At 65.3% G+C, this 20,064-nt stretch carries 17 protein-coding genes; 12 read left to right on the top strand and 5 right to left on the bottom strand.

The genetic code is table 11. The features are described from left to right. Window positions 1-4: 4 nt before the first annotated feature. From ACR64R_RS25750 to ACR64R_RS25730, 5 genes are all read right to left on the bottom strand, one after another. Window positions 5-1,588: an indolepyruvate oxidoreductase subunit beta family protein gene (locus tag ACR64R_RS25750; RefSeq protein WP_487359052.1), complete on the bottom strand. Its 1,584-nt coding sequence runs from the start codon at window positions 1,586-1,588 to the stop codon at window positions 5-7. Further along, the gene (locus tag ACR64R_RS25745; protein ID WP_487359051.1) at window positions 1,581-3,734 is read right to left on the bottom strand and encodes a thiamine pyrophosphate-dependent enzyme; all 2,154 of its coding nucleotides are present in this window, start codon (window positions 3,732-3,734) and stop codon (window positions 1,581-1,583) included. The genes ACR64R_RS25750 and ACR64R_RS25745 overlap by 8 nt, the downstream gene beginning before the upstream one ends. 104 nt (window positions 3,735-3,838) lie before the next feature. After that, window positions 3,839-4,321, bottom strand: a complete 483-nt coding sequence (locus tag ACR64R_RS25740) for a MarR family winged helix-turn-helix transcriptional regulator (RefSeq protein ID WP_487359050.1) — start codon at window positions 4,319-4,321, stop codon at window positions 3,839-3,841. Then, window positions 4,321-5,892: a phytoene desaturase family protein gene (locus ACR64R_RS25735; RefSeq protein WP_487359049.1), complete on the bottom strand. Its 1,572-nt coding sequence runs from the start codon at window positions 5,890-5,892 to the stop codon at window positions 4,321-4,323. Before ACR64R_RS25735 ends, ACR64R_RS25740 begins: the two co-directional genes overlap by 1 nt. A gap of 16 nt (window positions 5,893-5,908) precedes the next feature. Then, entirely contained in the window at window positions 5,909-6,700 is a 792-nt protein-coding gene (locus ACR64R_RS25730; RefSeq protein ID WP_487362549.1) for a cyclase family protein, read from the bottom strand. A 120-nt stretch (window positions 6,701-6,820) separates the two neighbouring features. Between ACR64R_RS25730 and ACR64R_RS25725 the strand changes: the two genes are divergently transcribed. From ACR64R_RS25725 to ACR64R_RS25670, 12 genes are all read left to right on the top strand, one after another. Then, window positions 6,821-8,395, top strand: a complete 1,575-nt coding sequence (locus ACR64R_RS25725; RefSeq protein ID WP_487359048.1) for a phytoene desaturase family protein — start codon at window positions 6,821-6,823, stop codon at window positions 8,393-8,395. A 147-nt stretch (window positions 8,396-8,542) separates the two neighbouring features. Then, complete coding sequence (locus ACR64R_RS25720) at window positions 8,543-10,072, top strand: ABC transporter substrate-binding protein (protein ID WP_487359047.1); 1,530 nt, start codon at window positions 8,543-8,545, stop codon at window positions 10,070-10,072. A gap of 63 nt (window positions 10,073-10,135) precedes the next feature. Then, entirely contained in the window at window positions 10,136-11,143 is a 1,008-nt protein-coding gene (locus tag ACR64R_RS25715; protein ID WP_487359046.1) for an ABC transporter permease, read from the top strand. Beyond that, window positions 11,136-11,984 carry an ABC transporter permease gene (locus ACR64R_RS25710; protein ID WP_487359045.1) on the top strand — a complete coding sequence of 283 codons (849 nt, stop codon included), beginning with the start codon at window positions 11,136-11,138 and terminating at the stop codon, window positions 11,982-11,984. Before ACR64R_RS25715 ends, ACR64R_RS25710 begins: the two co-directional genes overlap by 8 nt. Then, a complete protein-coding gene (locus ACR64R_RS25705; RefSeq protein WP_487359044.1) occupies window positions 11,981-12,859 on the top strand; it encodes an ABC transporter ATP-binding protein in 879 nt (292 codons plus the stop codon). The genes ACR64R_RS25710 and ACR64R_RS25705 overlap by 4 nt, the downstream gene beginning before the upstream one ends. Next, window positions 12,852-13,676, top strand: coding sequence for an ATP-binding cassette domain-containing protein (locus ACR64R_RS25700; RefSeq protein WP_487359043.1), 825 nt, complete (start codon window positions 12,852-12,854; stop codon window positions 13,674-13,676). Before ACR64R_RS25705 ends, ACR64R_RS25700 begins: the two co-directional genes overlap by 8 nt. A gap of 80 nt (window positions 13,677-13,756) precedes the next feature. Then, window positions 13,757-14,356, top strand: a complete 600-nt coding sequence (locus ACR64R_RS25695) for a VOC family protein (protein WP_487359042.1) — start codon at window positions 13,757-13,759, stop codon at window positions 14,354-14,356. A gap of 197 nt (window positions 14,357-14,553) precedes the next feature. Continuing rightward, window positions 14,554-16,848, top strand: coding sequence for a bifunctional salicylyl-CoA 5-hydroxylase/oxidoreductase (locus ACR64R_RS25690; protein ID WP_487359041.1), 2,295 nt, complete (start codon window positions 14,554-14,556; stop codon window positions 16,846-16,848). Next, on the top strand, window positions 16,845-17,618 hold the full coding sequence (locus ACR64R_RS25685) for an SDR family NAD(P)-dependent oxidoreductase (RefSeq protein ID WP_487359040.1): 774 nt from the start codon (window positions 16,845-16,847) through the stop codon (window positions 17,616-17,618). Before ACR64R_RS25690 ends, ACR64R_RS25685 begins: the two co-directional genes overlap by 4 nt. After that, window positions 17,612-18,076, top strand: coding sequence for a MarR family winged helix-turn-helix transcriptional regulator (locus ACR64R_RS25680; protein ID WP_487359039.1), 465 nt, complete (start codon window positions 17,612-17,614; stop codon window positions 18,074-18,076). The genes ACR64R_RS25685 and ACR64R_RS25680 overlap by 7 nt, the downstream gene beginning before the upstream one ends. Further along, window positions 18,073-18,885, top strand: a complete 813-nt coding sequence (locus ACR64R_RS25675; RefSeq protein ID WP_487359038.1) for an enoyl-CoA hydratase family protein — start codon at window positions 18,073-18,075, stop codon at window positions 18,883-18,885. The genes ACR64R_RS25680 and ACR64R_RS25675 overlap by 4 nt, the downstream gene beginning before the upstream one ends. Further along, window positions 18,885-20,033, top strand: a complete 1,149-nt coding sequence (locus tag ACR64R_RS25670) for an acyl-CoA dehydrogenase family protein (protein ID WP_487359037.1) — start codon at window positions 18,885-18,887, stop codon at window positions 20,031-20,033. Before ACR64R_RS25675 ends, ACR64R_RS25670 begins: the two co-directional genes overlap by 1 nt. Window positions 20,034-20,064: the final 31 nt, after the last annotated feature.

Genomic DNA, 20,064 nt, shown 5'->3' with positions numbered 1-20,064 from the left:
CCTATCAGGTCGGGCTTTCGCCCAGCGTCGCCACCGTCTTCAGCGCGCCGTCAAGCATGTCGCCCTTCTCGTCCTTCAGCGCCGCCTCGCGCAGGCGGCGGATCCAATCGGCTGCGTCTTCACGGCTCTTGAGCATGGGCAGCGCCGACAGCACACGGTCGAATTTCGACTGGGCGCGGGCATGGGTGTCGCTGTAGCCTTTGATCAGCCTGCGGCAGTTCAGGATTTCGGTGGCAAGCGCATAGTCCCCGCGCGCATAGCCGAGCGCCAGGCTGTACCAGCGCTCAAGATGCCCGGCCTCGACCTTGTGGCGCAACAGGCGGCGGCGCCAGCGGCGAAGGCCGCCTATACACCATAGCATGGCGAAGCCGGTGAAGCTGTCGGTGCGGATGCGGCGCCCACGATTGATGCGGCGGTCGAGGAAGGCGGCGAGGTTCGGGCGGCTCTCGATGTAGCTGCCAAGTCCTGACGGCAGCGTGCCGCAAAACTCCTCGATGCGCGGATGGAAGTACTCGGTGACCTGCAGGACGGAGCCTTCCTTGACGCCGACCTCCTTGCGCACCCGCCGGTCGCGGGTCGAACGCGTCTTGAGGTCGGCGACGCGGATCATGTCGTCATAGCACATGGCGTTGGCGAGATGTTTCGCCGCCGCGATCGACAGCGCATAGCCGCGCGCCGCATCATCCACCGCAATCGCTCTGTCCAGCCGGTCGAGATATTCGCGGCCATAGGCGATGTCCTGATAGTCCACTACCTTCCTCAGGCCGCGTCCGGCCATGTCGCGCAGCGGTTCCGGCAGCCGCGCGACGCGGGCGGCGAGTTCCTGCCAGCCCTTCACCAGTGTTTCCGGTCCGCTGACCTTCGCAGTTGACGTGGCTTCCCGCGCGGCAGGTTTCGCAACTGCCTTCTCGTTCGCCGGAGCGGCCGCGATGCCGCGCGCGCGATCATAAGCAGCGCCGAAGGCGGCGAGACTGGCTTTCACGCCGCGACCGCCGGCGCCGATCGACTGTTCGTAGCTTTCCCGCGTGAACGGCAGCGCGTCCGAACCTGCCAGCGCGCCGAGCAGGCTGGCCGAGATCATCGTGCCGTTCTCGGCGGCGATCTTCTCCATGTCGAAGGCGATGAAGCGCTTCGCGGCAACCTCAGCCGTTGCATGCACCTTGCCCGACGAGGCGCGGCCATCCCCCGGCTCGATCTTTTCCGAGACGGCGGCGATGCGGTGCGAGGACGCGATCAGCGTCGTGCGCTCGGGCGTGACGAAACCGCGGATGATGGCGCGGCCAGCTTCCATAAGCTCGGCGGCGATCAGGATGTCGACGTCGCCCTGCGAGGGCGACAGCGCGAAGACCGGCAGCCGGCCGGTGTCGCGGGCCATCTCTATGTAATAGATCGTCGCGCCCGTGCGTTGGGCGACGCCGGCCACCGACGTTGACTGCGCGATGTAGCCGTTGCGCTCGGCGACGTCGGTGATCCAGTCGGCCAGCACGCCGCCGCCCTGGCCGCCGACTGCGAGCACGGCAAGCTTTATCACGCGCTCATCATCATTGGCGCCCGCTTTCGGGTGCAAGGGTGGGGCCTGGTCAAGCATCGGCGAACATCAGGCGGCGGCTCTCGCGACGGCGCTGCAACAAGCCGATGACGGCGCGGCGCGCGCTTTCCAGGAAACGGTCCCAGCGGCCGGGATTGTGGACGACGTCCGCCCGGTAGAAGGACGGACAAAGCACGGCGGCATCCGCCACCTCGCCGCAATTGCCGCAGCCGACACAGTTCTGGTCGATCGCGGCGACAGGATCGTCGCGCAGCGGATCGTCGAGCGACTTGACCGACAGCGACGGGCAGCCGGAAAGCCGCATGCAGGCATGGTCGCCGGTGCAGATATCCTCGTCGACGCCGAATTTCGGCTTCACCACGCGCTCGCCGCCCTTGATCGCCTTGTCGACCTGCGGCTTCTCGCGGCGCTGGCGGTTCAGCATGCATTCGGACGAGGCGACGATGACCTTCGGCCCCTTCTCCTCGGTCGTCAACGCGTCGCGCAATGCGGCTCGCATCTTGCCGACATCATAAGTGCGGTCGATGTGGCGCAGCCATTTGACGCCCATGCCCTTCACCGCTTCGTCGATCGGATGTTTTGTGGACTTGGTGCGGTTGTTGGCGCGCGACGACAGGATGTCCTGGCCGCCGGTGGCGGCCGAGTAGAAATTGTCGACGATGACGATGACGCCGTCATTCTTGTTGAAGACGGCGTTGCCGATCGAGGAGGTCAGGCCGTTATGCCAGAAGCCGCCATCGCCGACGAAGGAGATCGAGCGGCGTTTTGCTTCCGGCGAATTGAAGGCGGAAGCCGAGGCTGGCCCCAGCCCGTAGCCCATGGTGGTTGCGCCCAGCTCAAAGGGCGGCATGATCGAAAACAGATGGCAGCCGATATCGGAGGCGATGTGGTGCTTGCCGAACTCCTCCTCGACCAGCTTGGTCGCGGCGAAGATCGGTCGCTCCGGGCAGCCGACACAAAAGCCCGGCGGACGTCCGGGAACGACATTGATGAGGTCGGCCGTATCGACGCCCTCGCCAAGCTTGTTCGGGGCGCGGACCTCGCCGGGCAGCAGATGCGGAGCGTTGGCGCGGAGGAAGGAGCCGATGCCGTCGAGCATGACCTGGCCGGTGTATTCGCCGGCCATCGGCAGATGTTCCTTGCCGACCAGCTTGGTGCCGCGGCCTGCCTTGTGCAGCATCGCGGCAAAGGCCTGTTCGATGTAGTTGGGCTGGCCTTCCTCGACGACCAGCACCGCCTGCTTGCCTTCGCAAAAGGACAGGAACTCGTCGTCGACCAGCGGATAGACGGCATTGAGCACATAAAGCGGCACGTCGGTGTCGCCATAGGTGTCGGCAAGGCCAAGCCGCTGCAGCGCCCGGATGACGGAATTATACATGCCGCCCTGCATGACAATGCCGACGGAGCCGTGATCCGGCCCGAACATCTCGTTGATCTTGCGGCTCTTGATGAAATCCACCGCCGCCGGCCAGCGCTTGGCGACCTTCTCCTTCTCATGCAGGAAGGAAGCGGGCGGAAGCACGATGCGGCCGGTGTCGCGGCGCGGCGCCGAGAGAGCGTCGGCAACCGACATAGGCGGGCGCTTGTTGTCCTTGGCGATGAAGTGGCCGTGGACGTGGCAGCAGCGGATGCGCACCTGCAGCATCACCGGCGTGTTCGAGACTTCAGACAGCTCGAAGCCATCCTCCACCGCCTTGACGATCGAGGGCAGGTTCGGGCGCGGGTCGAGCAGCCAGACCTGGCTCTTCATGGCGAAGGCGTGGCTGCGCTCCTGCATGATGGAAGAGCCCTCGCCATAATCCTCGCCGACGATGATCAGCGCGCCGCCGGTGACGCCACCCGACGCCAGATTGGCTAGAGCATCCGAAGCAACGTTGGTGCCGACGGTCGACTTGAAGGTGGCCGCGCCCCGGATGGGATAGTGCACCGAAGCGGCAAGCATGGCGGTGGCGGTCGCCTCTGAAGCGCTCGCCTCGAAATGCACGCCGAGTTCGCCCAGAATGTCCTGCGCGTCGGCAAGCACGTCCATGAGATGGCTGATCGGCGCGCCCTGGTAGCCGCCGACATAGCCGACGCCGCATTGAAGCAGCGCCTTGGTGATGGCGAGGATGCCCTCGCCGGCGAACTCCTCGCCGTCCCCTAGCCTCAGCTTTTCGACTTCCTTGGCAAAAGACCGTTCGGCCATCTCTGCCTCCTTCCGTTGCCGCCAAGCGGCGGCGCGTACATCTAAAGTCTTTGTTTATGCATGTCGTTTCCCCAAAACCGGGATGCACTTTTGGGCGACATGCACTAGATCTCGTGCTTGCGGATATTGTTCAGCATTTTCTGCAGCGTCGCGATGAGCGCCGCGTATTCGGCGTCGTCGACACCGTCGAACATCGCCTCGAAAGCGTCATGCATGGCCGGCCAGGCGCGGGTGAAGAGCGCGCGTCCGTCATCGGTGAGGAACACATGGCGGAAGCGGCTGTCGGTGACGCCCTGCTCTCGCCGCACGAGGCCTTGGCCTTCAAGCGTGTCGAGCGTGCGGCTCAAGGTCGACTGCTCGATCACCGTATAGACCGAGAGATCGTTGACGGTGACGCCGTCGGTGACCGAGAGCACGGCCAGCGTGCGCACCTGCGGAATTGTCAGGCCCTGCTTGCGGAAGTCGTCGCGCAAGGTGGCGTTGTAGCGGCCCATGATCCGGTTCATCAGATAGGGCGCGAATTGCTGCAGGCCGATCTGGCCGAGGGTCGAGATGCGCTGGCGCTTTTCCGCGAGCTTCTGTTCCATCAGAGCCGCCCCGCCAAAAGGAAGCCTGAGCCGCCGCCGAGGCCCGCGCCCGGATGGGTCGAGGCGCCGATATGATAGAGGCCCTTGATGCCGGTCTCGTGGTTGCGGCTCGCCTTGAACGGCCGCCACAGGAAGGACTGGTCAACGGTGGACGAGCCGCCATAGGGATCGCCTCCGACCAGATTGACGTTCATCGCTTCCAGATCGGCAGGCGAATAGGCGCGGCGCGCGATCACGGTCCCGCGGAAACCATCGATGTGATGGCCAAGGATCTCCTCGACGCGGTCGGCATAGGCTTCGCGCAACGCATCGGTCCAGCGGCCGTCGGCGGGCGCTTCGAGCTTGCCCGCGGCATCGCCTTTGATGTGGCGCGGCGCCTCGGGCAGTTGCAGCCAGAGGATCGCCTTGCCCTCGGGGCAGCGCGACGGGTCGAGCGCATGCGGCTGGCCGACGCAGACCGTCGGCACCTCGGGCAGCAGGCCGCGCACCGCCTCGTTGCAGGCTTTCGACACGCCATCGAGCCCCGGCGTCAGATGCAGCAGCGCCACCTTGTCGAGGCCCTCGCCGCGCCAGGCCGGCGGCTTGTCCAGCGCATAATGGATCTGGAAGTTGCCCTTGCCGTAGCGATAAACGCGCGTCGCCTCGACATCGCGCTGTGGGGCATCGTTGCCGAGCAGACGGCCATAAAGTTGCGTCGGCGTTACCGAGCAGATGACGCTCTTGGCGGCGCTCAAGGTCTCGCCGGAGGCGAGCCGCACGCCGGAGGCGCGGCCGCCGCTCCGGACGATCGAGGCGACGTCGGCGTTGACGCGGATCTCGCCGCCACGTTCCTTGATCAGCGCCTCGAAGGCGGCAAGCAGGTTCCTGGCGCCGCCCTTGACGATCGGCGCGCCGGCCGCCTCCAGCGCGAAGGCGATGACCTTGGCGATCTGGCCGGAGAAGGCATCTTCCGGTCCAAGCCCGGCGTGCAGCACCCAGGGCGCCCAGAGCGCGCGGACGACATCGGATGTGTAAGTCGTTTCCAGCCAGCCGCGCGCGGGCACCAGCGCCTCGCCCATGAAGGCTGCAAGTTCGCGCGGGCCGCGCCGCCAGGCCTCGCCGGCGACAAGCTTCGTCGTCGGATAGGACCAGAGCGCGCCGCCAAGCAGGCCGAAGAGCAGCCCCGCATCGCGCTCGATACCGCCGACATCGCCGCCATGGCGGTCGCCGTCGCCGGAAGCGATCCGGTTCAGCGCCGCGATGTTTGCGGCGCGGTCGGTGGTGACGACGGCATTGCGGCCGTCGGGCGTGAGCACGCCTGTCGGCGTGGCGGTGTGGCAAAATTCCAGCCCGTGCCGCGCAAGGTCCTTGCCGAGCGCGGCAAAGGCCGGCGACGTGATGAACAGCACGAAGGTCGTTGCCATCACGTCATGGACGAAGCCCGGCGCCGTGATCTCCTCGGTGCGCATGCAGCCGCCGATGCGGTCGTTGCGCTCGAGCACAAGCACCCTGGCACCCTTGGCGCCAAGCATCGCCGCGCAGACCAGGGCGTTGATGCCGCTGCCGACGATGATGTGATCGGGGGCGGTCACCGTCGTGGCCTTGGCTTTAACCCCGAGGCACCAGCGCCAGAGCGCGGATCGGGCTGCCGGTGCCGTGTTCGATCTTGAGGGGAGCGGCGATCAGGATCGCGCCTTTCGGCGGCAGCTGGTCGAGATTGCACAGGCTGGCGAGGCCGTAGCGGTTGGCCTTGTGCATCAGCGTGTGGGCCGGGAACGGCGGCTCCATGCCGCCGGCCTTGCCGGCGTCGGTGCCGATCGTCTCCGAGCCCCAGCCCTTGATATCCTTGCTGATAAGGAACTGGATGGCTTCCGCCGTCGGGCCGGGCGTGTGCGGGCCGGTCTCGTTGGCGTTGAGGAACTCGGCTTCCGAGCCGTTGCGCTTGTACCAGTCGGTGCGCATCACCACCCATTCGCCCGGATTGATGGCGCCATGCTTGGCCTCCCAGGCCTTGATATGGTCGACGGTGAGCAGGAAATCGTGGTCGGCGGCAGCTTCCTTCGAGCAGTCGATGACGTTGACCGGGCCGACGAAATTCTGTGCGGGGATGGTGTCGGTGGCGCCGTCCGGATAATCCTTGCCGGTGATCCAATGCTGCGGCGCGTCGAAATGCGTGCCCGAATGCTCGCCGAGCTTCAGCCAGTTCCAGGCCCACCACGGGCCGTTCTTGTCGTATTTGGAGATCGAGTGGATCTCGACCTTCGGTGTGTCGACGGCAAGCTCCGGCGGCAGCTTGATCAAGGGCGTGTCGGGCCCGAGCGGGGCCGACAGGTCGACCACCTTGATGGCGCCCGAGAGCAGCTGGCCGGCGACCTCGCCGAGGAGTTTCTGCGTGTCCATGGTCTTTCGTTCCCTCTTGTCGGTGATCATCAAGGCTCGTTGCGGCCCTTAATATACCTACTAGACGAAAACATATGCATCTGCAATTATCTTTAAGCATAAAGCATTTTGGGGCGAGGCGTGAGCGAGTTCGACGCCATCTTTGTCGGGGCGGGCCACAATAGTCTGGCATGCGCCGCGCATCTGGCGCTCAAAGGCTGGAAAATAGCGGCTTTCGAGCGCAGCGAGGCAATCGGCGGCGCGGTGCGGACCGCCGAATACACGCTTCCCGGTTTCCGACACGATTTCGGCGCGATGAATTTGAGCCTCTTCGCCGGCTCGGCCTTCCACCGGAAATATGCAAATGAATTGAAAATCCACGGGCTGGAATTCGCGCCCGTGGCCGATTGTTTCGCCAGCGCCTTTCCCGACCGGAAATGGTTCGGCGTCAGCAACGACCTCGAAAAGACGGCGTCGCGGCTGGCCGCCTTCTCGGTGGCTGACGACGCCGCATGGCGCCGCCTGGTCGACGCCTTTCCAGGCGAGGCCGAGCATCTGTTCCGCCTGCTGGGCTCGCCGATGGGCGCTAGGGCGCTGGCCGGCACGGGCTGGAACCTGTGGCGCAAGAAGGGCCTGGCCGGCGCCCTCGATACGGCCCGGTTGCTGCTGTCGTCGCCGCGCGCGTGGCTGGAGGAGAATTTCGAGACGCCGCATGTGCGCACGACGCTCGCGGCCTGGGGCATGCATCTCGACTTCGCGCCCGACATCGCCGGGGGTGCTGTGTTCCCCTACCTGGAATCGATGGCCAACCAGAGTTTCGGCATGGTGCTGGGCAAAGGCGGCGCCGACACCATCGTCCGGGCGCTGGCCGGCATGGTGAAAGCGGCCGGCGGCAAGATCACCACCAACGCGGAAATCGCCGAGATCATGGTTTCCGGCGGCAAGGCAACCGGGGTTAGGCTTGCCTCCGGCGAAACTCATCTCGCGAAAAAGGCTGTCATTGCCGGTGTCGCGCCGAAAGCGCTGCCGGGCAAGCTGCTGCCCAACGGCTCGGGCGACGCCGGCTTCGACACGGCGATGAAGACGTTCCGCCACGCGCCGGGCACGATGATGATCCATCTGGCGATGGACGACCTGCCGGACTGGAGCGCCGGCGCGGAGCTTCGCCAGTTCGCCTATGTGCATCTGGCGCCGTCGCTCGACGCCATGTCGCGCGTCTACCAGCAAGCGATCGCCGGCCTGCTACCCGACCAGCCGGTGCTCGTGGTCGGCCAGCCGACGGCCGTCGACCCTTCGCGCGCGCCGCAAGGCAAGCATGTGCTGTGGGTGCAGGTGCGCATGCTGCCGGCGGAGATCCTCGGCGACGCGGCCGGCACAATCGCACCCGCCCACTGGAATGCGATCAAGGACGCATATGCCGAGCGCGTGCTAGACATTATCGAGAGCTACGCGCCGGGCCTGCGCAAGAAGATCCTCGGCCGAGCCGTGTTCTCGCCACTCGACCTCGAGCGCGAGAACCCGAACCTCGTCGGCGGCGACCAGATCTGCGGCAGCCATCATCTGGCGCAGAACTTCCTCTTCCGTCCGGCGCGCGGTTTCGCGCGCTGGAACACGCCGGTCGCCAACCTCTACCTGACGGGCGCCGCGACATGGCCCGGCGCAGGGACGGGCGCGGGCTCCGGCTTCATGCTCGCCCAGCAGCTGGGAGGGAACTAGAGCATGATCCCGAAAAGCGGGAACCGGTTTTCGGAGAGAGATCATGCTTCGACAAAGAGATAGAGTTCCGGGATGGACAAGGCGCGGTTGCCCACCACCGAACGAAAACGCCGCGCGGACAAATGACAACCAACAAGGGGAACGACCATGACCATCAACAGACGTGACTTGCTTGGCTATGGCGCGGCGGCGATCGGCGCGGCAACGCTTGGACTGCCGAGGGCGGCAAAGGCCGCGGACGAACTCACCATCGCCTACAACGTCAACCTGCCCTCATGGGATCCGACAACCGGGCCGTCGGCCGTCAACCCGACCATCCAGGGCCTCTATCAGTCGGTGTTCGACCAGATCATCGGGCAGAAGCCGGACCTTTCCTTCACGCCTGGACTGCTCACCGAATGGGGCTGGAACGACGATCGCACCAAGGTGACGATGACGGTGCGCGACGGCGTGAAATGGCATGACGGTTCGCCGTTCACCGCGGAAGACGTGGTGTGGTCGCTGCAGCGCGCCGGCGACGAGAAGACCGGCAACCCGATCCAGTTCGTCTGGAAGAACGTCAACAATTTCAAGATCGACGGCAACAAGATCACCGGCGACGTCGTGCAGTTCGACCCTGTCTATTTCAAGTGGATGTCTTTCCTGACCGGCTACATCCTGCCGAAGGCCTATTACGAGAAGGTCGGCGCCGAAGGCTTCGAAAAGGCGCCGATCGGCACCGGGCCGTATATGGTCGACAAGTTCGAGCGCAATGCCTTCCTGCGGCTGAAGGCCAATCCGCATTACTGGGGCACGAAACCCGCTTTTGAGAATGTGACGATCAAGTTCGTCACCGACGCGGCGAGCCGCGTCGCCGAGATCGAATCCGGCTCCTCGCAGGTGACGCTCGAAATCCCCTACGAGGAATATGACCGCCTCATCAAGAAGAGCGGGCTGGCCGGCTCGATCAAGAACGTCTCCGACATCGGCATGATCTTCTTCAACAACAAGGACGCCATGCTCGACAAGAATGTCCGGCAGGCGGCCGTCATGGCGGTGGACAAGGAACTCCTGGTCAAGCGCCTGCTGCGCGGCTACGGCCTGCCGATCGCGACGCTGGAGACGCCGGAATATGCGGCCTTCGATCCGTCGATCAAGGTCGAGCACAATCCGGACAAGGCCAAGGAACTGCTGGCTGCTTCCGGCTATTCGACCAAGAAGCCCGCCAAGTTCACCATCCAGACGACCAAGGGTTTCAAGCCCAAGGACTACGAGATGGTGCAGGCGATCGTCGGCATGTGGCGCAAGGTCGGCATCGAGGCCGAGATCGAGGTCTACGAAATCGCCAAGCACTACGAGCTGCGCGCCGCACACAAGCTGGCGCCGGCCGCCTTCTACAACTGGGGCAATTCCATTGGCGACCCGACCACCTCGACGGGCTTCGCCATGTTCGGACCGTCGCCGCACTCGTCCTGGAAGACGGACGATCTCGACGCCAAGATCGGTCCGCTTTGGGGCGAGAAGGACGAGGCCAAGCGCATCGCCGGCTGGAAGGCGGTCGACAAATACATCGCCGAGCAGGCCTATGTGCTGCCGCTGATCCAGTACGCGCAGCCGATCGTGCACTCGAAGAAGGTCAATGTCGTACAGCATATTTCCGGCGCGCTGCTGCCGGCGCTGATGACCCCGGCGGCCTGATAGCCGGATTGCCCGCGCGCCGCCCGCAAGACGGCGCGCATTCTCATCCGGACATATCGGCGCATGGTGCTGCAGAGATTCCTCGTTCGTCTGTTGACGATGCTGGTGACGCTGTTTGGCGTCGCCATCGTCGTCTTCGTCGTCATCCGCGTGGCGCCCGGCGACCCGATCGCCATGATGTTGCCGCCCGGCGCCAGCGATGACGACATTGCGCGGCTGCGCGCGCTCTACGGGCTCGACAAGGGAATCGTGCAGCAATTCTTCATCTGGCTCGGCGGCGTGCTGCACGGCGATTTCGGCACATCGATCTCCCTGCGTCAGGACGTGCTCGGCCTGGTCTTCAACCGGCTGCCGGCGACGCTGGAGCTTGCAACCGTAGCATTGCTGATGGCGATCGCGATCGGCGCGACTGCCGCGATCCTCGGCGCTCGCTCGCGCGGCACGGCGGTCGAAGCCGGCATCGACATTGCCAGCGGCGCGACGCTCTCCATCCCCGATTTCCTGTGGGGTCTTGTGCTGATCCTTCTGTTCGGCGTGCTGGTGCCTGTCTTCGACATTTCCGGCCGGGTGTCGCCGCAGTTGGACCTGCCTTTCGTCACCCAGTTCTACCTGGTCGAGAGCATCCTCAGGCTGCGCTTCGACCTGACCTGGGATTTGCTGAAGCACATGCTGATGCCGGCCGTCGCCCTGGCACTGCCGCTGGCGGCGATCATCGCCCAATTGCTCAAACAGTCGCTGAAGGAAGTGCTGGACCTCGACTATGTCGTGCTCGCGCGGGTGAAAGGCTTTTCCGAAACCCAGGTGATCCTGCGCGAAGCCCTGAAGAACGCGGCGCTGCCGACGCTGACGCTGGTCGGCGTGCAGTTCACATTCCTCATCGGCGGCACCGTGATCGTCGAGCGGCTGTTTTCCTATGAGGGCCTCGGCAACATGGCGATCGACGCCGTCATCAACCGCGACCTGCCGCTGATCCAGGGCATCGTTCTGGTCTTCGCGCTGCTCTTCGTGCTCATCAACCTTGCCGTCGACATGATGTATGCGCTGCTCAATCCGAGGCTGCGCCATGGATGAGGCGCGCATCGCCCGACGCGGCGTGAGCCCACGGTTGTGGCTGGCCGGCGGCTGGCTTCTGCTGGCGTTTCTGGCCGCCATCTTCGCACCGTTGATCGCGCCGCAAGACCCGCTGGCGCAGGACCTGATGCTGGAGCGCCTGCCGCCCTTCTGGCTGGACGGCGCCGAACCCGGTTATTGGCTGGGCACCGACAGCCTGGGTCGTGATCTGTTGTCGCGGCTGATCTTCGGCGGCCGCATCGCCTTCATCGTCGCGTTCGCCGCCGCGACGTCGGCCTGCCTTCTCGGCTCGGCGCTGGGGCTGATCGCCGGCTATTTCGGCGGCTGGGCCGACCGCATCATCTCGCGCGTCGTCGACGTCTGGATGGCGTTCCCGCCGGTGCTGTTCGCCATCCTGCTTGTCGCGGTGCTGGGCACGGGCCTGAGCTCCGTCATTCTCGCCATCGCGATCATCGACTGGACGCGTTTCTGCCGGGTGATCCGCGCCGAGGCGATGAGCCAGGCGCGCATGGATTATGTCGAGAGCGCGCGCATTGCCGGCTATGGCCGCATCGGCATCATGCTGCGCGAAGTGCTGCCCAATGTGCTGCCGTCGGTGGTGGCGCTGCTGTCGCTCGAAATGGGCATTGCCGTGATCGTCGAAGCGATCCTGTCCTTCGTCAACCTGTCGATCTCGACCGATGATCCGACCTGGGGCAGCATCATCGCCGAGGGAAGGCTGTCGATCCATCAGGCGTGGTGGGTGCTGGTGTTCCCGCTGATCACGCTGATCCTGACAGTGCTTTCCTTCAGCCAGTTCGGCGAGGCGCTAAAGGCGCGCTTCGATCCGGTGCTGCGATGAGTGCGTGCCTCGACATCCGCCGCTTGAGCGCCGTGCTGCCCAACGGCCAGCGCGTGCTGCGCTCGGTGTCGCTCATCGTCCAGCCCGGCGAGGTGCGCGCGCTGGTCGGCGAGAGCGGCGCCGGCAAGACGATGATCGGCAAGGCGGTGCTCGGCGTACTCCCGAAAAGCGTGCGCGTCGTCGAAGGCGAGATGCTGATCGAGGGCGAGGACCTGGGCCGGCTCGATGCCAGGGCGCGGCGCAATCTGATCGGCGCGCGCACGGCGCTGATCCCGCAGGATCCGCTAACCGCGCTCAACCCGTCGCGCCGCATCGGCGCGCAGATGACCGACCGGCTGGTACGCATCCTCGGCTGGAGCGGCGAGAGGGCCGACCAGCGGATCCGGCAATTGCTCGACGAGGTACAGATCCGCGACCCGGAGCGCGTGCTGAAAAGCTATCCGCATGAGCTCTCCGGCGGCATGCGTCAGCGCGTGCTGATCGCGGCGGCCTTCGCGGCGGAGCCGAGGCTGATCGTCGCCGACGAGCCGACGACGGCGCTGGACGTGACGGTGCAGAAGCAGATCCTGCGGCTGATCGCGCAATTGCAGCGCGAGCACGGCACTGCGATCCTGTTCGTGACCCACGATCTCGGCGTCGTCGCCAAGATCAGCCAGAAAGTGTCGGTGCTCTATGCCGGCAAGGTGGTGGAAGAGGCCGAAACCGCGGCCCTCTTCGCGGCGCCGCAGCACGCCTACACGCGGGCGCTGATCGCGGCGACGCCGCGCTACACCGATCCTTACGCCTCGCTGAAGCCGGTGGACGAAAGTGTGCTCGCCGGACTGGCTACGGAGATCGCGGCGGCCGACAAGGACTGGAGGCCGGGCCATGGCTGAGCCGCTGTTTTCGGTGCGCGGGCTGAAGGTTGCGCTGCCCGACATGACGCGCAAGCCGCTGATCGGCCGCGCGCCGCTGGCCGAAATCCTCAAAGGGCTGGACTTCGACCTCCCCAAAGGATCGGTCACCGGCATCGTCGGCGAGTCCGGCTCGGGCAAGTCGACGCTCGGCCGCGCGCTGGTGCGCCTTATCGAGCCGAGCGCCGGCTCGATAAGCTTGGAGGGGCGCGACATCAGCCACCTATCGGAAGCCGAGCTGAGGCCGCTGCGCCGCGACCTGCAGATGATCTTCCAGGACCCGATGTCGTCGCTCAATCCGCGGCATACGATCTTCAACATCATCGCAGCCCCCTTGAGGCAGAACGGGCTTGGCGACAGGCTGAAGGAGCGCGTCGCGGAAGCCTTGCAGCGCGTCGGCCTGCCGCAGAGCTTCACCAGCCGTTACCGCCACGAGCTTTCCGGCGGGCAACGCCAGCGCGTGGGCATCGCGCGGGCGCTCGCGCTGTCGCCGAAATTCGTGCTGGCCGACGAGATCGTCTCCGGCCTCGACGTCTCGACGCAGGCGCAGATCCTGACGCTGCTGGAAAAGCTCGCCGCCGTGATGGGACTGACGGTCGCCTTCATCAGCCACGACCTTTCGGTGATCCGGCGGCTCTGCCAGCAGGTCATCGTCATGCGCGAAGGCAGGATCGTCGAGGCCAGCGCCACCGACGCGCTGTTCGACAACCCGAAGGAAACCTACACGCGCGACCTGCTCGCCGCCATCCCGCTGCCGGAGATCGATCCGGACTGGCTGCAGCCCAAGGCCTCGGCATGACGTGAGTTCTTAATATCCGCACGCCGACCAGCGGGCCTCGGATGTGCGCAAGAACAGTCAGCCCGCCAACGGAGGGTGACATGAAATACGCAATCCAGGCGGCGATCCTCGCGGCCTCCTTGTTCGGCGCAATGGGAGCCGCCTCGGCGGATGCGATCCCCGGCATGCGCGGTCACGACCACACCGGCATAACCGTGCCGGACATGAAGCAGGCCGTCGACTTCTTCACCAATGTCGTCGGCTGCAAGAAGGCGATGTCCTTCGGGCCATTTGCCGACGATAAGGGTACCTTCATGCAGGACCTGCTCGGTGTCGATCCCAAGGCGGTGATCCAGGAGATCACCCTGGTGCGCTGTGGCTATGGATCGAACATCGAATTGTTCAAATACACCGCGCCCGACCAGAAGGACCTGACGCCGAAGAACAGCGACATCGGCGGCTTCCACATCGCCTTCTATGTCGACGACGTCGCCGCCGCGAAGAGCTATCTCGAGGGCAAGGGCGTGAAGACCCGGATGGGACCGCTGCCGGTGAAGGAAGGCCCTGCCGCGGGCCAGACCATCCTCTATTTCCAGGCGCCGTGGGGACTGCAGCTGGAGGCGATCAGCTACCCGGATGGCATGGCCTATGAAAAGGGCGCCGAGACGGTGCTGTGGAGTCCGAAGGATCCGGCCAAATGAGTCGATAAAGATCGCGCGCGGCCATCGTTCAATTATAAAACTTTAAGCTTGAAATAATTTGTCGCGGGCGTGATACTGACAGTCGGAGCCGCTGGTCCATTCGGCGGCCCCGGAGACCTTTAAAGCGCTTCACGCAATTCCGGACGGAAGACCGCTATGCACTTTTCCTGGAATTGCCCTAGAGGAGATCGCAAGACATGAAGGTTGCGGTTCTCGGCGGCGGGCCGGCCGGGCTCTACTTTGCCATCTCGCTGAAGCTGCGCGACGCCGCGCATGAAGTGACAGTCTATGAGCGTAACCGCCCGGACGACACGTTCGGCTGGGGCGTTGTGCTGTCGGCGGAGACGCTGGAGAACCTGACCAAAAACGACCCGGTCAGCGCCGTCTGGATCAAGAAGCATTTCGCCTATTGGGACGACATCGCCGTCATCCATGACGGCGTGCGCACGGTGTCGTCCGGCCACGGCTTCTGCGGCATCGGCCGCAAGCGGCTCCTGATCCTCCTGCAGCGACGTGCCCGCGAGCTCGGCATCAAGATGATGTTCGAGACCGAGATTTCCGATCCCAGACCCTTCATGGAGACGCATGACCTGGTGGTTGCCGCAGACGGGTTGAACTCGAAGTCGCGCGCCGTCTTCGCCGATGTCTTCAAGCCGGACATCGATACCCGCAAATGCAAGTTCGTGTGGCTCGGGACGAGACAGAAATTCGACGACGCCTTCACCTTCATCTTCGAGAAGACTGAGCATGGCTGGGTGTGGGCGCACGCCTACCAGTTCGACAGCGAGACCGCGACCTTCATCGTCGAATGCAGCGAGCAGACCTGGAATGCCTTTGGCTTCGGCCAGATGACGCAGCAGGAATCGATCGCGACCTGCGAACGCATCTTTGCAAAGCATCTCGGCGGCCATCAGCTGATGACCAACGCCAACCACATCAGAGGTTCGGCCTGGATCAACTTCCCGCGCGTGCTGTGCGAGCGCTGGTCGTACAAGAACCTGGCGCTGATGGGCGACGCTGCGGCCTCGGCGCATTTTTCCATCGGCTCGGGCACCAAGCTGGCGCTGGAGAGCGCGGTGGCGCTTGCCGACTATGTCGAGTCCGAGCCCGACCTCGAAGCGGCTTTCCGCAAATATGAGGATGCACGGCGCACCGAGGTGCTGAAGCTGCAATCGGCGGCGCGCAATTCGCTCGAATGGTTCGAGGAAGTCGAACGATATCTCGGTTTGGATCCAGTTCAGTTCAACTATTCGCTGCTCACCCGCTCGCAGCGCATCAGTCACGAGAACCTTCGCCTGCGCGACGCCGAATGGCTGGGGAACGCCGAGGAATGGTTCCAGCGCAAGGCCGGCGCCGGCGGCAACAGCTTACGCCGCGCGCCGATGTTCGCGCCGTTCAGGCTGCGCGACATGACGCTCACCAACCGCATCGTCGTCTCACCGATGGCGCAGTACAAGGCGGTCGACGGCTGCCCGACCGACTGGCATTTTGCTCACTATGCCGAGCGCGCCAAGGGTGGCGCCGGGCTTGTCTATATCGAGATGACCTGCGTCAGCCCGGAAGGCCGCATCACGCCCGGATGCCCGGGCTTCTACAAGCCCGAGCATGAGGTCGCATGGAAGCGTCTGGTCGATTTCGTCCATACCGAGACCGAAGCCAAGATCTGCGCCCAGATCGGCCATTCCGGGGCCAAGGGCTCAACCCGCGTCGGCTGGGAAGGAACCGACGTGCCGCTCACCTCCGGCAATTGGCCAGTGATGGCCCCTTCGGCCGTGCCATGGTCGCCGAAGAACCAGATGCCGAAGGCGATGGACCGCGCCGACATGGACATGGTGCGCGATCAGTTCGTCGCCTCAGCCGAGATGGCGAAGCGCTGCGGCTTCGACATGCTGGAGATCCACGCCGCGCATGGCTACCTGCTGTCGGCCTTCATCACGCCGCTGACCAACCGCCGTACCGACGATTATGGCGGTTCGCTGGAAAACCGCATGCGCTATCCGCTCGAAATCTTCCACGCGGTGCGCGCGGTGTGGCCGGCGGAAAAGCCAATCTCGATGCGCATCTCGGCCAATGACTGGGTGGGAATCGAGGGCGTCACGCCCTCCGACGCGGTCGAGATCGCCAGGCTGCTGCACGAAGCCGGCATCGACCTTTGCGACGTATCCGCGGGCCAGACCTCGATCGCCGCCAGGCCGGTCTATGGCCGAATGTTCCAGACGCCGTTTTCCGACCGCATCCGCAACGAGGTCGGCATCGCGACGATGGCGGTCGGCAACATCTACGAGCCCGATCACGCCAACTCGATCCTGATGGCCGGCCGCGCCGACCTGGTGGCGCTGGCAAGGCCGCATCTTGCCGACCCCTACTGGACGCTGCACGCGGCAGTGACGCTCGGCGATCGCGGCGTCAAATGGCCCGATCCCTATCTACCCGGACGCGACCAGATCTACCGGCTGGCCGAACGCGAAGCAGCGGCGGGGCTCAAAGTATGAACATCGCGCGCGAAATCACCGGCAGGCACGCGCTGGTCACCGGCGGCGGTTCCGGCGTCGGCAAGGCCATCGCGCTGGCGCTGGCAGAGGCCGGGGTTGCCGTCACCATCTGCGGGCGGCGCGAGGCCGCGCTGGCCGAAGTCGCCAAGGAGAATGACCGCATCTTTGGACTCGCCGCCGACGTCACGAACGAGGGCGACATGGCGGCCGTTTACCAGAAGGCGGAAGCCGCGCGCGGACCGTTCGACATCGTCGTTGCCAATGCCGGCATGGCAGGCAGCGCGCCGGCGCACAAGACCTCTTTAGCGGACTGGCAGCTAACGCTCGACATCAACCTCACCGGCGCCCTCCTGACCGTGAAACCGGCACTGGCCGGCATGATGGAGCGGAAGGCTGGACGCATGGTGTTCGTGGCCTCCACCGCCGGCCTGAAGGGCTACGCCTATGTCGCGCCTTACGTCGCGGCCAAGCATGGCGTCGTCGGGCTGATGCGGGCACTGGCCGCCGAGACCGCCAAATCCGGCGTCACCGTCAACGCCGTCTGCCCGGGCTTCGTCGAGACCGACATGCTGGAGGAGTCCATCCGGCGCATCGCCGAGAAAACGGGACGTTCGGCGGAGGAAGCGCGAAAGACCCTGTCGGCAACAAATCCGCAAGGGCGATTCATCCAGCCCGAGGAAGTCGCGGACGCCGTGCTGTGGCTGTGCAGCGATGCAGCGCGATCGATCACCGGACAGACGATCTCTATTTCCGGAGGCGAGACATGGTAGCGGGACCGACTTCCGCCGGTCCGGGCAAGGACAGGCTGCGGCTGTGGATACGCCTGCTGCGCGCGTCGCGCACCATCGAGGCCGAGCTGCGCGAGCGGCTGAAGAAGGAGTTCGACACGACGCTGCCGCGCTTCGACGTGATGGCGGCGCTTTACCGCGTGCCGGAAGGCATGCTGATGAGCGACCTGTCGCGTTTCCTTTTGGTATCGAACGGCAATGTCACGGGCATTGTCGACCGGCTGGTTTCCGAAGGGCTGGTGACGCGGGCGCGGCGCAATGGCGACCGCCGCACCTCGATGGTGCGGCTGACCGAGGACGGCACGAAGTCTTTCGCCGCGATCGCCGCCGCGCATGAGAATTGGGTCGGAGAGCTGCTCGGCAATGTCAGCGACGATGAGGCGCGGCGGCTGGCCGGCATGCTGAAATCGTTCCGCAGCAATTGGGAGGGACGCGAATGAGCGCCATGGCGAAGCTCAAACCCAAGCACTTCCTCTGGCAGGTCGAAGGCAAGGTGGCGAAAATCCGGCTCGACCGCCCCGATCGCAAGAACCCGCTGACCTTCGACAGCTATGCCGAGCTGCGCGATACGTTTCGCGATCTAGTCTATGCCGACGACGTCGACGCCGTGGTGTTCCTGCCCAATGGCGGCAATTTCTGCTCGGGCGGCGATGTCCACGACATCATCGGACCGCTGGTCAAGATGGACATGAAGCAGCTGCTCGCCTTCACGCGCATGACGGGCGACTTCGTCAAGGCGATGCTGAACTGCGGCAAGCCTATTATCTCCGCCGTCGACGGCGTGGCCGTCGGCGCCGGCGCCATCATCGCCATGGCCTCCGACATCCGCATCGCGACGCCGGAGGCAAAGACGGCCTTCCTGTTCACCCGCGTGGGCCTTGCCGGCTGCGACATGGGCGCCTGCGCGATCCTGCCGCGCATCATCGGCCAGGGCCGCGCCGCCGAGCTGCTCTATACCGGCCGCACCATGAGCGCGACTGAGGGCGAGCGCTGGGGTTTCTACAACCGCCTGGTGGAGCCGGCGGCGCTCGAGGCCGATGCGCTCGACATGGCGGCGCGTATCGTTTCCGGGCCCACCTTCGCGCATGGCATCACCAAGACGCAGCTCAACCAGGAATGGTCGATGGGCCTCGACCAGGCGATCGAGGCGGAAGCGCAGGCGCAGGCGATCTGCATGCAGACCGGCGATTTCGAGCGGGCGTACAACGCGTTCGTGGCCAAGGAAAAGCCGGTGTTCGAGGGGAATTGATGCCAGACCGCTCCTTCCTCAACTGGCCCTTCTTCGAAGATCGCCATCGCGGGCTCGCCGAAAAACTCGACGTCTGGTGCGCGACAAATCTACCCGTCGACCACCATGACGTCGACGCCGCCTGCCGCCAACTCGTGGCAATGCTTGGCCGCGACGGCTGGCTGAGGCCGACGGCGCTCGACCCGACCGCCCCCGCACCGCTCGACGTCCGCGCGCTCTGCATCACGCGCGAGACGCTCGCGCGCCATGACGGGCTCGCCGATTTCGCCTTCGCCATGCAGGGGCTGGGCACCGGCGCGATATCGCTGTTCGGCACGCCGGAGCAGCAACGCTGGCTGGACAAGACGCGGGCAGGCCGGGCGATCTCCGCCTTTGCGCTGTCGGAGCCACGCTCGGGGTCGGACGTCGCCAATATGGAGATGACGGCAGTCCGCGACGGCGGCGACTACCTGCTTTCCGGCGAAAAGACCTGGATCTCCAACGGCGGCATCGCCGACCTCTATGTCGTCTTCGCGCGCACCGGCGAGGCGCCGGGCGCCAAGGGCATTTCCGCCTTCATAGTGCCGGCCGAGACGAGTGGTCTTGGCATCGCCGAGCGTCTCGAGGTCATCGCCCCTCACCCTCTGGCGCGGCTCTCCTTCGATAATGTCCGCGTTCCGGCTTCCGCCATGATCGGCAAGCCAGGCGATGGTTTCCGCATCGCCATGTCGGTGCTCGACGTCTTCCGCTCGACTGTAGGCGCGGCCGCGCTCGGCTTCGCGCGCCGCGCGCTGGACGAGAGCGTCAGGCGGGCCGCCGAACGCAAACTGTTCGGGGCGCCGATGGCGGAGTTGCAGATGGTGCAGGGCCACATCGCCGACATGGCGCTGGATGTCGATGCCGCCGCGCTGCTGATCTATCGCGCGGCCTGGACCAAGGACATGGGAGCTGCCCGCGTCACCCGCGAGGCGGCGATGGCGAAGCTCTTCGCCACCGACAAGGCGCAGGAAGTGATCGACAAGGCGGTGCAACTGCACGGCGGCGACGGCGTGCGCAAGGGCCACATCGTCGAGAGCCTATATCGCGAGATCCGGGCGCTGCGCATCTACGAGGGCGCCTCGGACGTGCAGAAAGTGGTGATCGCCAGGCAGGTGATGGGAGCGGCTTGAGTTGCCGGCCGGGCCTGTGAATTTTTCGAAC

This window comes from Mesorhizobium sp. MC2-1-1, from assembly GCF_057597255.1.
Note: the sequence above shows the minus strand (reverse complement) of the source record. Positions and strands in the feature narration are given on the sequence as shown.

What these genes read in the sequence shown, in the direction of transcription:
- ACR64R_RS25750 (WP_487359052.1), bottom strand. Translation starts at nt 1,588, where the DNA reads ATGCTTGACCAGGCCCCACCCTTGCACCCGAAAGCGGGCGCCAATGAT.
- ACR64R_RS25745 (WP_487359051.1), bottom strand. Translation starts at nt 3,734, where the DNA reads ATGGCCGAACGGTCTTTTGCCAAGGAAGTCGAAAAGCTGAGGCTAGGG.
- ACR64R_RS25740 (WP_487359050.1), bottom strand. Translation starts at nt 4,321, where the DNA reads ATGGAACAGAAGCTCGCGGAAAAGCGCCAGCGCATCTCGACCCTCGGC.
- ACR64R_RS25730 (WP_487362549.1), bottom strand. Translation starts at nt 6,700, where the DNA reads ATGGACACGCAGAAACTCCTCGGCGAGGTCGCCGGCCAGCTGCTCTCG.
- ACR64R_RS25720 (WP_487359047.1), top strand. Translation starts at nt 8,543, where the DNA reads ATGACCATCAACAGACGTGACTTGCTTGGCTATGGCGCGGCGGCGATC.
- ACR64R_RS25715 (WP_487359046.1), top strand. Translation starts at nt 10,136, where the DNA reads ATGGTGCTGCAGAGATTCCTCGTTCGTCTGTTGACGATGCTGGTGACG.
- ACR64R_RS25710 (WP_487359045.1), top strand. Translation starts at nt 11,136, where the DNA reads ATGGATGAGGCGCGCATCGCCCGACGCGGCGTGAGCCCACGGTTGTGG.
- ACR64R_RS25705 (WP_487359044.1), top strand. Translation starts at nt 11,981, where the DNA reads ATGAGTGCGTGCCTCGACATCCGCCGCTTGAGCGCCGTGCTGCCCAAC.
- ACR64R_RS25700 (WP_487359043.1), top strand. Translation starts at nt 12,852, where the DNA reads ATGGCTGAGCCGCTGTTTTCGGTGCGCGGGCTGAAGGTTGCGCTGCCC.
- ACR64R_RS25695 (WP_487359042.1), top strand. Translation starts at nt 13,757, where the DNA reads ATGAAATACGCAATCCAGGCGGCGATCCTCGCGGCCTCCTTGTTCGGC.
- ACR64R_RS25690 (WP_487359041.1), top strand. Translation starts at nt 14,554, where the DNA reads ATGAAGGTTGCGGTTCTCGGCGGCGGGCCGGCCGGGCTCTACTTTGCC.
- ACR64R_RS25685 (WP_487359040.1), top strand. Translation starts at nt 16,845, where the DNA reads ATGAACATCGCGCGCGAAATCACCGGCAGGCACGCGCTGGTCACCGGC.
- ACR64R_RS25680 (WP_487359039.1), top strand. Translation starts at nt 17,612, where the DNA reads ATGGTAGCGGGACCGACTTCCGCCGGTCCGGGCAAGGACAGGCTGCGG.
- ACR64R_RS25675 (WP_487359038.1), top strand. Translation starts at nt 18,073, where the DNA reads ATGAGCGCCATGGCGAAGCTCAAACCCAAGCACTTCCTCTGGCAGGTC.
- ACR64R_RS25670 (WP_487359037.1), top strand. Translation starts at nt 18,885, where the DNA reads ATGCCAGACCGCTCCTTCCTCAACTGGCCCTTCTTCGAAGATCGCCAT.